Below are 13,825 nucleotides of genomic sequence, written 5' to 3' on the forward strand. Positions count from 1 at the left end.
AAGGATTAGTGGTGGCACGCGAGATACCTCGGCTGCGCTCGGCATGACGTTCGTTCCCCCTCACGCCTCCCCCATGGCTACTCCATCACTTCGTAAATCTTCACGGGCAGGGCCTTGTTCTTGAGCACAACCTCATCAACATACTGGCAGTGAAAGGACTCTTTCACCTTAAAGTACACGGCTTCGCTGATGATAACCTGGCCGGCTTTAGCAGCCGACTGCAGGCGCTGCGACATATTCACGACATCGCCAATCACAGTATAATCCAGGCGTTTGAGGGAGGCGGAGCCGATGTTACCGGACACGACTTCGCCGGTATTCACGCCGATGCTCACTTTGGGGCGATAGTCGAAACCCGGGGGCAGCGGGGCCTGGCTTTGCTGGAGCGCGGTGCGGGCCGAAAGGGCCGCGTCGATGGCGCGGTCAAGGTGGTGCTCGCCCCGGAATACGGCCATCACGGCATCGCCCATAAACTTATCGACGTGGCCGCCCTGAGCAATGAATTCCTTCACCACCAAGTCGAAATAAGTATTCAGCAGGCCGACCACGTCGGTGGGCGGCAGCTTTTCGGCCAGCGAGGTGAAGCCGCAGATATCGAGGAAAATCACCGTGGCTTCCACGGTTTCGGAGGCCAGGAGGCGGTTTTCGAAGTCGGGCCGCGTCATGAAATTGAGCACGGTTTCATCGACGTACATCTTCAGGATGTTGTTTTCCTGGATGGCGCGGAGCGTGTCGCGCAGCTGGCGCACCTGCTCGGCGGTTTTTTCGATGGTGAGCTCCAGGTCGGCAAAATCGACGGGCTTCACTACGAAATCGAACGCGCCCCGGTTCATGGCGATGCGCAGGTTGCCCATGTCGCCGTAGGCCGATACGATGACCGTTTTCATGGCCGGGTGTTCGGTGTGGGTGCGCGTGAGCAGGGTGAGGCCATCCATCACCGGCATGTTGATGTCAGAGAGAATGACGTCGGTATCCGGGTTTTCGAGGATGCGGTCGAGGGCTTCCTGGCCGTTGGTGGCGAAGACAAACTCGTAGGTACTCTCCCGGATTTTGCGCCGAAACTTCTGCTTGATAAGCAGTTCGAGGTCGGCTTCGTCATCGACCACCAGAATTTTGGTTTTCATAGGGGTTGGCAGAAGGCCGAATAGTTGGACGAAAATACGTCAGAAAAGGATGGCGCTCAGATTACCGCTCCCCTTTCTACGTTGGCTTAGGGTAGCAGGTGCTGAAGCTTTTCCTTGAGCACGGCAAAATCGACGGGCTTGGTCAGGAAATCATTGGCCCCCAGGCTCATGGCCTGCTGGTAGCTGGCATTGTCGCCGTAGGCCGTAATCATCATCATGGTGGTGGGCGGCATCTCAAACTCCTCCTTGACGTGGCTGAGCAGGTCGAGGCCGCTCATGCCGGGCATGTTGATGTCGGAGAGGATGATGAGCACCTCGGATTGGTGGGCGCGCAGATACGTCAGAGCTTCCTCGCCCGAAAAGGCGAAGCTGAAGCTCATCTCGCCGTTGCGGATTTCGCGGCGGAAGCGCTGCAAAAACAGGTCGCGCACATCGGTTTCATCGTCAACAACCAGAATTTGCATGGGGCGGAGGCTGGAAAAGTAGTCGGGGCCAAAGGTAGGCTACGGCCCGGCTTAGGCGGGCAGGCCGATAATAAATTCGGTACCCTGGCCGGGCTGGCTCGCCACGGCCAGCGTGCCGCCGTGGGCTTTGGTGATGATGTCGTAGCTCAGCGACAGGCCCAGGCCCGTACCCTCGCCCGTGGGCTTGGTGGTGAAAAAAGGCTGGAAGATTTTGGCCCGGACATCGGCAGGAATTCCCGTGCCGTTGTCGGAAACCTGAATTTCCACTTGCTCCCCCGCCCTCTTGGTGCTCACCGAAACCGTGGGCTGGTAGCCGGCCTCGCCCACCTGCTGGCGCTTTTGCACCGCATAAAAGGCATTACCGAACAGGTTGAGCAGCACCCGGCCCACATCCGCCCCGGCAGCCTCCACCAACGGCAGGCCCGACGCAAAATCGGTTTTCAGCGTGGCGTTGAAGGATTTGTCTTTGGCCCGCAGGCCCTGGTAGGCCAGGCGCAGGTACTCGTCGCAGAGTTGGTTGAGGTCCGTAGGGGCCCGCTCGCCGGTGCTGGTGCGCGAGTGCTCCAGCATGCCGCGCACGATGGCCGCCGCCCGCCGCCCGTGGTGGCTGATTTTGCCCAGGTTCTGCGCTAGGTCGTCGGCCAGCGCCGTCACTTCTTCTGCGTCGCCGGCGGCCTGGGCTTCCTTCAACTCGGCCACGAGTTCGGTGCTTACTTCTGAGAAGTTGTTGACGAAGTTCAAGGGGTTCTGAATTTCGTGGGCGATGCCGGCGGTGAGTTCGCCCAGGCTGGCCATCTTTTCCTTTTGAATCAGCTGAGCCTGCGTGGCGCGCAGGTCGGTGAGGGAGCGTTGCAGCTCGCCGGTGCGCTCGGCTACTTGGTGTTCCAGCGTATCGTTCTGGGCGGCAAGCAGCGTTTGCTTCTCCTGTTCCTGGGCCAGGGTTTGGGCTGATAGATGTTCGACTTCGCCCAGCTTGACTTGCAGCAACTGCGCATCTAGGGCAAATTCGCGGGCCAGGTAGAGTGAGATGCCCAGCGCGGGCAATACAAAAGCCAACGTGGTCAGCAGAGCCACCAGCGCTGGCATCTGGCGTATCAAATACAAATTCGTAAAAATGGCGGCCAGCAATATTATTCCCGACGCAAAACCGCTCCCCAGCAGCCCGGCCCCGCGCCGCCGCTGCCGCAGGGCCCGCCCGATAAGCCACAATTGGTCGAGGGTAAGCACAACCATAAACCCGATGTAGCACAGGAGGCCGGTTGGCTCACTCCGCATTCTTTCGCCAGTCATCAGCAGCACCACGGGTATTGCGCTCGCACCCAATATTTTGTATAGCCAGCCGGGGCGCACCTCGAACAAGGCATATAGCGCCCGGAGCGAGTACAGGGCCCCCAGAAGCAGCCCAATCATGGCCACGCCATACGCAACAGCATCTTCCTCTACGGAGGCCGAAAACCAGTAAGTGGTGAGCAAGGCCGAAATGGCCGTGCCCAGCGCGTAATAGGCAAAGTAGCGGTTGGCGGGCTGCGTGCGGTTGTAGCGGTAAAAGACCAGGTGTAGCAAGCCCAGCAGCAGAAAAATGCCGGCCATGCCGGCATAAACAGCAGCGGCACGGCTGTTGTCGGTATACTCCTGCCGAATCGGCGCCAGTTCACGCAGCCGCAGCCGCAGGTCGCACAGCTTGCTTTGGGCCAAGTAGGCGCGCAGCCAAGGCGTAGGTTGCCGGGGAGCATAGCGCACGGCCAGCACCAGTTCGCCGGCTGCCGAAGGGCGCAAGTCCAGCGGCGGGGCGGAGGGGCTGCCGGTCCGCACCCGGGCCGGGTCGGGGCTGTAGGTACCGTAGCTTCCGATGCGCCGGCCGTTGCTGAATACATCGAAGCCAGCCAATACCGGTTCCGTTTGGAGCCCCAGGGCTTGCTGGCGCAAGCTGTCGCCCAACCGCAGGCGCAGCCGAAACCAGCCGCTGCCAGCCAAAGCGCGGGCCGGCAGCGGCTGTCCGTCGCGGCTCACAGTAACGGTGTTCCAGCCGCTATCGTCGAAGTCGGGCCGGGCCCAGGCGGGGTCGTCGCCGGCGTGGTAGCGCCAGCCCTTTTGCAGCAGCAGGCCGGCGGCGGGCAGACGGTCGATGCGGAGTACAGCCGTATCGGCCGGTAGCGGCGCGGCCGTAGCAACCCCGAAAAGCAGCCCCAGGGCCGCGGGCAGTAGAACGTAGCGCATAGGCAAAGCGGCCCGCGCAGCCTATAAGCTCGTGGGTAGAAATAATCCGGGAAGAAATCGGCTTTTAGGCCGGCAATCTAAGCACGAATTCCGTGCCCTGGCCCTCGCGGCTTTCCACGGCCAGCGTGCCGCCGTGGCCGGTGGTGATGATGTCGTGCGAAAGCGACAAACCCAGGCCCGTGCCCTCGCCCACGGGCTTGGTAGTGAAGAAGGGCTGGAAGATTTTGGCCTGCACCTTCGGGCTCATGCCCGTGCCGTTGTCGAAGATGCGGATTTCGACGCCGCCTGGCCCGGCGCTGGTCTGCACCGTTACCTCGGGGCGGTAGCCGGCCGGGGCGGGCAGCTGGCGCTGGCGCTGCTGCACGGCGTAGAAGGCGTTGGTGAGCAGGTTGATAAGCACGCGGCTCAGGTCCTGCGGCACCACCACTACCAGGGGCAGGCCCGGCGCGAGCGTGGTGGTGAGCTTGGCGCTGAAGTCCCTGTCTTTGGCCCGCAGGCCCTGGTAGGCCAGGCGCAGGCTGTCCTCGACCAGGGGGTTGAGCGGAGTGGGCACGCGCTGGCCGGTGCCGGTGCGCGAGTGCTCCAGCATGCCCTTGATGATGGCCGTGGCCCGCTGCCCGTGCTGGCTGATTTCGCGCAGGTTCTGCTTGAGCCCGGCCAGGATTTCGCCCTCCAAGCCGGTGGCGCGGGGAGTACCGCCAGGGTGGGTGCCGCCGATATCGTCGACAAGGTTGGTGCTCACCTCGGCGAAGTTTTTCATGAAGTTGAGCGGGTTTTGCAGCTCGTGGGCGATGCCGGCCGTGAGCTCGCCCAGAAACGCCATTTTTTCGCGCTGCACCAACTGGGCCTGGGTGGCCTGCAGGTCGGCCAGCGACTGTTCGAGCTGGGCGGTGCGCTCCGAGAGCAGGGTATTCTGGGCCTCTACGGTGCGCAGCGAGTGGGTGTTGATGTTATCAAATACCAGCGCCACCACCAGCAAAAGCAGCATCAGCCCGGCCAGAATGTCGAGGTGCCAGAACTGAGCCTTGTCGGCGGGCACCAGGTTCGGAAACACATAGTGCTGCTGCTCCAGCGCCCAAAAAACCAGTACCGTGGCCAGGGCCACGCCAAAAGAAATCAGCCCGGCCCGGCGGCCCAGCAGAAAGAAGCCCATCACGCTGCACAGCCCCAGCCACCAGGTAGTGGCCGCGTAGTAGCCGCCCTGATACGCCGAGTTCACCACCACCGTGAGGTAGCCGATGAAGAGAAACAAGTAGCCCAGCACGACGTGCGAATACCAACCGGCGCGGTAGCCAAGCGGCAGCAGCACAAAGCTGACGGCCCCGAACAGCAGCACGTAGAAACCGGGCATCAGACTGGCCCACCAGCACAGCCCCATGAAGTTGAGCGAGAACAGGCTCGTCAGAAGCACGGTATTGAGAATGATACGCACCCGCCGCCGTAGGTCGGGACTACCGGCAAAGTCGGCGGGAATGAAGTAGTCGGTGAGGTTGGCAAACATGGTTACCCGGCAATGGGAAAGGCAATGAGGTAGGCCAGCAGCATGGCCAGCGGCACCCAGCGCGAGTTGCAACAGGGCCTCGGCCAGGTAAATGTAGCGCGGCAGGCCCTACCAGTCGGGGGCCAGCTGGTAGTGCCCCCCCGCCCGGATGGTCCAGTTCTCGTACAGCGGAATCAGCTGGCCGCTTTCGGGCAGGCGTTCGATGCGGATAGTATCGGCCGGCAGCGGCGCGGCCGTGGCAACCCCAAAAAGCAGCCCCAGGGCCGCGAGCAGCAGAATGTAGCGCTTAGGCAACAGCGAATCACCACGCAGCGAACTACTGCTGGTAGTCAGAATTATTCCCGGTTAAAATTGGCATTCACCCCGGCAAGCTAATCACGAATTCGGTGCCTTCGCCTTCGCGGCTTTCCACGGTGAGGGTACCGCCGTGGCCCTTGGTCACTATTTCGTGGCTCATGGACAGGCCCAGGCCCGTGCCCTCGCCCACGGGCTTGGTGGTGAAGAAGGGCTGGAATATTTTGGCTTTCACCTTGTCAGACATGCCCGTGCCATTGTCGCGAATGCTGATTTCGACCTGTTGCGCCACCACCCGGCTGCTCACCGTGAGGGCCGGCTGGTACCCGGGACCGGCGTGGCGGCGCTGGCGCTGCTGCGCGGCATGAAAGGCGTTGGTAAACAGGTTGATGAGGACCCGGCTCAGGTCTTGCGGCACCACCGACATCGGCGGCAGGGCGGGGTCGAGCTGGGTGATAAGCTCGGCGTTAAAATCTTTGTCCTTTGTGCGCAGGCCCTGGTAGGCCAGGCGCAGGCTTTCCTCGATGAGGGTGTTGAGGTTGGTGGGCTCGCGCTGGCCGCTGCCGGTGCGGGAGTGCTCCAGCATGCCCTTGATGATGGACGTGGCCCGCTGCCCGTGCTGGCTGATTTGCTGCAGGTTCTGCTTCAGGCCATCCAGAATTTCGCGCTCCAGGGTGGTGTCGCGGGCGGGGTTGTGGGGGTCGCCGTTGATTTCGTCGACCAACTCAGTGCTCACTTCGGCGAAGTTCTTCACGAAGTTGAGCGGGTTTTGCAGCTCGTGGGCAATGCCGGCCGTGAGCTCGCCAAGGAAGGCCATTTTCTCGCGCTGCACCAGCTGGTCCTGGGCGGTTTTGAGCTCGGCCAGCGACTCCTCCAGCGCCATGCGGGCGCGCCGCTGCTGGCGGCCGTGCCGGGCCAGAATAATGGCCAGCACCAGCAGCCCCACCAGCCCGGCCACCAGCGCGGCGGTGCGGTAGCGGGCCCGGAGCGCGGCCTGGCTGGCGGCCACTTCCTGCGTGCGCTGCTGCTCGCGGTAGTTGAGGCTTTGCAGGCGCATCACCTTCTCCTGGCCAAACAGCGTGTCCTGCATCACTAGCATGAGGCTCTGGTACTTGAGGGCGCTATCGGGGCGGCCACGGCGCTTAAAATCCTGGGTGAGCAGCGTGCTGGCGTTGAGCACGCCGCGCAGAAAACCATTGTTCTGGGCCGCCTGGCAGCCCAGCCGGGCGTAATAGATGCTGGAATCGGCCTGGCCGGTTAGCTGGTAGAGCTGGGCCAGGCCCACGTAGGCAAAGTTGAGGCTGCGCAGGTGCTGCACCTTCTTCGATTCGGCAATGCTTTGGTGGTAGAACGTGCGCGCCTGCGCCACCTGGCCGCTCTTGCGGGCCACGTTGCCCAGGCCGTACAGAATGTAGTTGGTGGGCGTGTGCAGGCGGCGGGCCAGGGCATAGGCGCGCTCCTGAAAAATCCGGGCCGAATCGAGCTGGCCGAACAAGTCATACGCCAGCCCGATGTTGCTCAGCTCAATCACTATCCGGTGCTCGTCGTGCAGCTGCTCGCCTATTTTCAGGGCCCGGAAGTAGTAGGCCAGGCCCTGGCGCTTGTCGCGCAGGTACACGTAGATGATGCCAATGCTGCGCAGGTTCTGGGCTATCAGGCCTTGGTCGTGGGTGGTTTCGGCAATGTGCAGCGACTGCTGGAATACCTCCAGCGAGCGCGCCAGATTGCTTTCGCGCAGGGCGGCCCCCAGGCGGTTGAGGGCCGCGCCCTCGCCCTGCCGGTACCGGATGCGGCGGGCCAGGGCCAGCGCCTTGTTGGCATACACGGCGGCCGAGTCGGTGTGCTGGGTCCAGAGCTGGTCGCTGATTTGGCAAAGCAGCGTCACGCGGTCGAAGTCGGTTTGGGGCAGCGCCAGCAGGTGGCGCAGGCTGTCCACGGCCACTCCCGGCGACGGCACTCCGGCCATCACCGGCTTCGGGCCAGCCAGCAGCACAACCAACATGCCCAGCCAGCCAAGCCTACGGAAAGCTGAAATCCGGGTAATAATAGAAATCAACGAATTGGTTCTAAGGAAGAAGTAAGCGAATGATAAAGCCGGTCCCTGTTTGCCAGGCAGCCGGCCAAAGCTCCGCCATAACTGCCAACTACACCCAATGGTTCAGTGGCTTAACAGTAGAATAGATGGTAGAACCAGAAAAGAGCGGAGCGCAGCAGTTGGCGTGCCGGGCAAGGGTGGGCCGGGGCATTGCCAGTAATCAGCCAGCTTGATTAATAGGCAAGCTAATCAGAAACTCGGTAAAGCTGCCCTCCTGCGATGTGAGGGAGAGCGTGCCGCCGTGGCCCTGCGTCACAATATCATAGCTCAGCGACAGGCCCAGGCCGGTGCCCTCGCCGGTGGGCTTGGTGGTGAAAAAGGGCTGGAATATTTTGGCCCGCACGGCTTCGGGAATGCCCTGGCCGTTGTCGCGCACCCGGATTTCCACTTTCTCACCCACCCGCCGGGTGCTGATGCCCACGGTGGGCGCGTAGCCGGCCTCGCCGCGCTGCTGGCGCTGGCGCACGGCATAAAACGCGTTGCTGAGCAGGTTGAGCAACACCCGGCCCAGGTCCTGGGCAATGACTTCGACGGGCGGCAGGGCGGGGTCGAAATCGGGCTTGAGCGTGGCGTTGAAGGTTTTGTCCTTGGCGCGCAGGCCGTGGTAGGCCAGGCGCAGGTACTCGTCGGCCAGTTGGTTGAGGTTGGTGGGGGTGCGCTCGCCGGAGCTGGTGCGCGAGTGCTCCAGCATGCCCCGCACAATGCTGGCCGCCCGCCCGCCGTGCTGGCTGATTTTGAGCAGGTTCTGCTTGAGGTCGGCCAGCAACTCGGCTTCCAGGTCCAGGTCGCGGTCGGGCTTTTGCTTCTCCTCCTCCAGCTCGGTGATGAGCTCGGCGCTCACGTCGGCAAAGTTGTTCACAAAGTTGAGCGGGTTCTGAATCTCGTGGGCAATGCCGGCGGTGAGCTCGCCCAGGCTGGCCATTTTTTCGGACTGCACCAGCTGGGCCTGGGTGGTGCGCAGCTCTACCAGGGCCCCGCTCAGTTCCTGGGCCTGCTGCGTGAGGGCGGCGGTGCGCTCGGCCACCAGGCGTTCCAGCTCCACGTTCTGCGCCTCGATGAGGCGCTTGGCTTTTTCTTCTTCTTCGCGCAGCACCCGCTCTTTTTCGAGCTGCTTTTTCTGGCTGCGGGCAATGAAAACAAACGTAATCAGCCAGATAATGACAAAGCCCTGCGTCGTATCAAGGAAGGCGTCGAAGCTCTTGGGAATCTTACCATCGGAGTCTTCAATGATGATTTCGAGCACTTTGTAGACCACAAACGGGGCCGTGGCAAACAGCAGCGTGCGCGCCGGTCGGTAGTGCCGCACGGCCAGCAGCACCCCCAGCAGCGCAAACAATACCAGCAGCCAGTACACATCGCCCAGCATCGGCGACTTAAACCTGAGCGCCACCGAAATGACCAGAAACGCCGCCGCCGGCACCCAGATATAGTTTAGGGCCCGGTGCCAGCGGGGCAGCCGCTGCGGCAGGTCCAGAAACCGGCTCAGGCCGCGCATGATGCCATACGCCATCGGAGCCAGGTAAAAAAGGTCGCCGTAACCAGCCGAGTGAGCCATAGGGGAAGAAGCGCAGAAGCAAGAAAGTAGAGCAGAGAAACGGCGCGCGGGCCACCGCAAAGTTGGGCAGTGCGGCTGAATTTTTCCCCCGGCCCGTTTTCGGCCCCGCCCAAACGGCTGAAATGTACTACCCCCGCCGTTAGGCTTTGCCGCCAGTTGGCAGACTGATGATGAATTCGGTGCCTTTGCCCTCCTCGCTTTCTACGGCCAGGGTGCCGCCGTGGCCCTTGGTCACAATCTCGTGGCTGAGCGACAGGCCCAGGCCCGTGCCCTCGCCCATCGGCTTGGTGGTGAAGAAGGGCTGAAAGATTTTTTCCCGCACCTGCGCCGACATTCCCGTGCCGTTGTCGTGCACGGTAATTTCGACGGTGCCAGCGGCGGTCTGGCGCGTCCCTACCGTTACGGTGGGCTGGTAGGCCGCCTCGGCGGCCCCGGCCTGCTGGCGCACGGCGTGCAGGGCATTGGTGCACAGGTTCACCAGCACGCGGGTGAGGTCGGAGGGCACCACGGCTACCAGCCCCAGATTGGGGGCAAAGTCCTGCACCAGCGTGGCGTGGAAGGCGGCGTCCTGCACGCGCAGGCCCTGGTAGGCCAGCGCCAGCGCCTCGGCCACCAGGGCATTGAGCTCGGTGGGCACGCGTGGCCCCGCGCCGGTGCGGGCATGGGCCAGCATGTCGGTGATGATGGCGGAAGCCCGCTGGCCCTGCTGACTGATTTTGAGCAGGTTCTGCTTCAGGCCGGCCATAATTTCCTGTTCCAGGCCGGCGGGCTGCGCGGCGGGGCCGTGGTCGAGCAGGCCCACGCTCACATCGGCAAAGTTTTTCATGAACGCCAGCGGATTCTGCAGCTCGTGGGCAATGCCGGCCGAAAGCTCGCCCACGAAAGCCCATTTCTCGGCCGCTACCAGCTGGCTCTGGGCGGCGTGCAGCTCGTCCTGCTGGTGCTTGAGCAGGGCGTAGGCCCGCTGCTTTTCGCGGTTGTTGCGCCAGAGCACGGCGCTGAGGGTGCCCACGGCCCCCAGGCCCAGCAGGGCGGCCAGCAGCAGCCAGCCCTGCTGGCGGTTCTGGGATTGAATGAGCCGGCTGTTGCTGGTGAGCAGCCCAATCTGGGCCTGCTTCTTGGCCAGCTCGGCGCGGTACTCCAGCACGGCGGCCTGCCGCTGCAGGTCGCTGCTGTTGAGGCTGTCGCGGTAAGCGCCAAACAGTTCCTCGTACCGGTAAGCCGCCGCGAAATTGCCGAGCCGGGCCGAGGCCTGCGCCAGTATCTGGCTGGCGTCGCGGCTGTATTTCCGGTCCCCGCTGCGGCGCGTGGTCTGCAAGCTCCGCAGGGCATATACCATGGCACTATCGGGGTGGCCGGTGTGCAGCAGCGTGCGGGCCAGCACCAGCTGGGCCCGGGGCACTTCGCTCGGCGCCTGCAGGCGGTGGGCGCGCCGCAGGCTCCGGCGAATACTGGCCAAAGCGTCGGCATAGTGACCCTGCCGCTCCTGCATATCGCCAATATTAATTTCCTCAAAAACCAGCCCCGCTTCGTCCCTGGTCTGCCGCAATACGTTGGCATCCTGCTCGTAGCTGCGCTGGGCCGCCGCCCATTGGCCCTGGGCACGGTAGAGGTTGCCCAGCCCGGTGTAGGCGTGGCCAATGCCGTTCTGGTCGCCCGAGCGCTTGGCCCAGCTCAGGCCCTGCGTGAGGTAGCGCAGGGCATTGCCATACTCGTGCAGGTAGGTGCTGGTGATGCCCAGCTGGGTATTGAGAAAGGCCAGCCACTTCTCACTACGAGCCGCTTTGGCCAGGGCCAGGCCGCGCAGGTTTACCTGCAACGACCTGGCATACAGGCCCTGCTCCGAGTACACGCTCGACTGGTTGTAGAGGCTACGGGTTTGCCCCAGCAGGTCGCCGCCCAGCTCGAAGTCGTGCCGGGCCTGCTCCGAAAAGCTTTCGGCCAGGATGTACTCGCCGCGGTGGCGGTGGTAGAAGCCCAGGCCCAGCTCGGCCTCGGCCGCGCCGGCGGTGTAGCCCAGCAGCTGCGCCAGCTGGCGCGATTCCTCAAACAGGATGGCCGACTCATCGGGGGCATTGTTGCGCTGCTCCAGGGCCAGGGCGTTGAGGCGATTGACGCGCCCGGAATCGGGCTGGGGGTGGGCGCGTACTTCGGCTCGCAGGCGGTCGGTGGTGTGGGCTTGGGCATGCACGGGCAGGTAGCCGCTCAGCAGCAGCCCGCCGGCTATGGCCCCGCGCAGGCTCCACTGCCGCACCGCGCGGCATAGGCCGGGGGCCCAGCAGGTGGCGGCACCGCCACTCGTCCGGTTAGCTGGCTTCTCCACGGCTTAGGCGGGCAGGGTGATAAGGAATTCGGTGCCTTCGCCCTCGCGGGTTTCCACGGTGAGGGTGCCGCCGTGGCCCTTGGTCACGATGTCATAGCTCAGCGACAAGCCCAGGCCGGTGCCTTCGCCGGGCGGCTTGGTGGTGAAGAAGGGCTGGAAGATTTTTTCCCGTACCTGGCGCGACATGCCCGTGCCATTGTCAGCAATCAGAATTTCCACCACCGGGCTATCGGCAGAGCGGCGGGTGCGCACCGTCACGGTGGGCTGGTAGTTGGCCGGCCCGCCGGCTCCCGGCTGCGCCAGGTCGCGCTGGCGCTGGCGCACGGCGTGCAGGGCGTTGGTGCACAGGTTCAGCAGCACGCGGCCCATGTCCTGCGTCACCATCACCACCGGCTCCAGGCGGGGGTCGAGCTCCTTGCTCAGGGTGGCGTAAAAATCTTTATCGGTGGTGCGCAGGCCCTGGTAGGCCAGCGCCAGCGAGTCGGCGGCAAGCGCGTTCAGGTCGCCGGGCACGCACTCGCCGGTACCGGAGCGCGAGTGCTCCAGCATGTCCTTGATGATGGACGACGCCCGCTGCCCGTGCTGGCTGATTTGCTGGAGGTTTTGCTTTAGGCCGGCCAGAATCTCGGTTTCCAGCACCGGCACGTGGCCGTTGCGCTGCGGGTTCATGCCATCGACGAGGTCGGTGCTGACTTCGGCGAAGTTTTTCATGAAGTTGAGCGGGTTTTGCAGCTCGTGGGCAATGCCGGCCGTGAGCTCGCCCAGAAAAGCCATTTTCTCGGCCTGCACCAGCTGGCTCTGCGTTTGGCGCAGCTGGTCCAGGGTACGCCGGTTCACCTGCAGCTGGCGGTAGATAAACACGCCCAGGGCCGACACCAGCAGCACCGTGAGCAGGGCGCCCAGCAGCAGCCACTGGCCCAGGCGCAGGCGCACGGCCTGCACCGCCTGGTCCTGTTGCAGGCTGGTAATCCGGGCGTTCTGGGTTTGCTCCAGCCGCTCGCTTTCGTACTGCGCCACATGAAACGTGTTCTGGGCCGCATTGAGTGTATCGGTGAGGGCAATGTAGGCGCGGGAGTAGCGCTGGGCCTCGGCCGGCCGGTTGCGGTCGTCGTAGAAGGCGATGAGCTGCTTCAGGTATTCGGGCCGCAGGCGCTCAACGCGGGCGGCCGTGGCTTTGCGGTAAGCCTGCAGCCAGTGCTTTTCGGCGCGGGCATCGTCGTGCCGGGCTGTGTAGTACCGGGCCCAGGCGGCGTCCAACTCAAACTCGCCCGGCTTGCCCGACATGGGGATGTGCAGCGAATCGTCGAGCTGCTGCGCCTGCTTCAGGAGCTGGCCCGCCGGCGCTACCCGCTGCATTTGCAGCAGCACCTGGCCCTTTTGCACCAGCGCGTAGGCCTGGCTGAGCTTGCGCTCATTGGCATCGCCGCTGTGGGTGGTCAGTACCGAATCCACCATGCGCAGGGCGGTGGCGGGGTGGTCGCCCTCGGCGTAGAGGCGCGACAAAGCCAGAAAAGTAAATACCCGCTCCATGCCTTGGATGCGCCGAAACTCCGGCAGGCGCAGGGCCTGGCCCAGGTACTGCACGGCCTTGGCGCGGTTGCCCCAGTCGGCGTACACGGCCCCGGCCACCAGCAGCTCACGCAGGTAGAGTAGCCGGTCGTAGGTGCGCACCAGGTCGGCGGCGCGCAGCACGCTGTTCAGGGTCCGGTTGTAGTCGCCCATGCGCCGGTAGTAGCCGCCCTGCGACACGTAGCAGGCGGCGATGTTCTCGGTGGCGTTGTGCACCCGGTAGTAGGCCAGCTTTTGCTCGTAGTAGCGCTTGCGGGCATCCATGCGGTTCAGCCGGTTGTAGAGCGTCACCAGGTCAATCAGCAGCCACGGAATGGGCCGGCCCAGGCGGTCAAATTCCGTCACGGCTACCTTCATGGTATCCAGGGCGGCCGCATCGGCGCCACCTTGCTGCCACAGCACCAGGCCGTTGCGCAGGTGCCGGTAAGGGGCCGCCTCCACCAGCTGTAGCTGCTGGTTCAGCCGCAGCAGCTGGTCGAGCAGCGGCAGGGCCTGCACGTTGGTGGGGTGCAGGTCTAGCAGGTGCTGCACCACCCGCAGGCGGGCCGTGTCAGACGTTTGCTGCGGCAGGGCACGGGTCAGCGAATCATAATCGGCCTCCCAATAGGGCTGCCTGGCAACCGCCGGCCCACACATTACCCAGAAAATCAACACCGTAAGAATCCATCTCATAAGCAAGGTGG

9 protein-coding genes are annotated in these 13,825 nt (G+C 63.8%); all 9 read right to left on the minus strand.

Features of this window, described 5'->3' with window-relative positions; genetic code table 11:
• Positions 1-77: 77 nt before the first annotated feature.
• Entirely contained in the window at positions 78-1,124 is a 1,047-nt protein-coding gene (locus HBN54_RS06685; protein WP_168672388.1) for an adenylate/guanylate cyclase domain-containing protein, read from the minus strand.
• An 86-nt stretch (positions 1,125-1,210) separates the two neighbouring features.
• A complete protein-coding gene (locus HBN54_RS06690; RefSeq protein WP_168672389.1) occupies positions 1,211-1,588 on the minus strand; it encodes a response regulator in 378 nt (125 codons plus the stop codon).
• Between the two features lie 51 nt (positions 1,589-1,639).
• Positions 1,640-3,805 (minus strand): sensor histidine kinase, encoded by a 2,166-nt coding sequence (locus HBN54_RS23195; RefSeq protein WP_210427965.1) that lies wholly within the window; start codon positions 3,803-3,805, stop codon positions 1,640-1,642.
• Positions 3,806-3,869: 64 nt separating this feature from the next.
• Complete coding sequence (locus tag HBN54_RS06700) at positions 3,870-5,306, minus strand: sensor histidine kinase (RefSeq protein WP_235955413.1); 1,437 nt, start codon at positions 5,304-5,306, stop codon at positions 3,870-3,872.
• Between the two features lie 108 nt (positions 5,307-5,414).
• The gene (locus tag HBN54_RS06705) at positions 5,415-5,600 is read right to left on the minus strand and encodes a hypothetical protein (RefSeq protein WP_168672390.1); all 186 of its coding nucleotides are present in this window, start codon (positions 5,598-5,600) and stop codon (positions 5,415-5,417) included.
• A gap of 64 nt (positions 5,601-5,664) precedes the next feature.
• Positions 5,665-7,602 (minus strand): tetratricopeptide repeat-containing sensor histidine kinase, encoded by a 1,938-nt coding sequence (locus HBN54_RS23410; RefSeq protein ID WP_235955414.1) that lies wholly within the window; start codon positions 7,600-7,602, stop codon positions 5,665-5,667.
• Positions 7,603-7,855: 253 nt separating this feature from the next.
• Positions 7,856-9,250: an ATP-binding protein gene (locus HBN54_RS06715; protein WP_235955415.1), complete on the minus strand. Its 1,395-nt coding sequence runs from the start codon at positions 9,248-9,250 to the stop codon at positions 7,856-7,858.
• A gap of 139 nt (positions 9,251-9,389) precedes the next feature.
• Entirely contained in the window at positions 9,390-11,573 is a 2,184-nt protein-coding gene (locus HBN54_RS23940; RefSeq protein ID WP_317170181.1) for an ATP-binding protein, read from the minus strand.
• Positions 11,574-11,576: 3 nt separating this feature from the next.
• Positions 11,577-13,814 (minus strand): ATP-binding protein, encoded by a 2,238-nt coding sequence (locus tag HBN54_RS23945; protein ID WP_210427966.1) that lies wholly within the window; start codon positions 13,812-13,814, stop codon positions 11,577-11,579.
• Between the last annotated feature and the right edge of the window lie 11 nt (positions 13,815-13,825).

This window comes from Hymenobacter artigasi (assembly GCF_012275535.1).
Classification (GTDB): Bacteria; Bacteroidota; Bacteroidia; order Cytophagales; family Hymenobacteraceae; genus Hymenobacter; species Hymenobacter artigasi.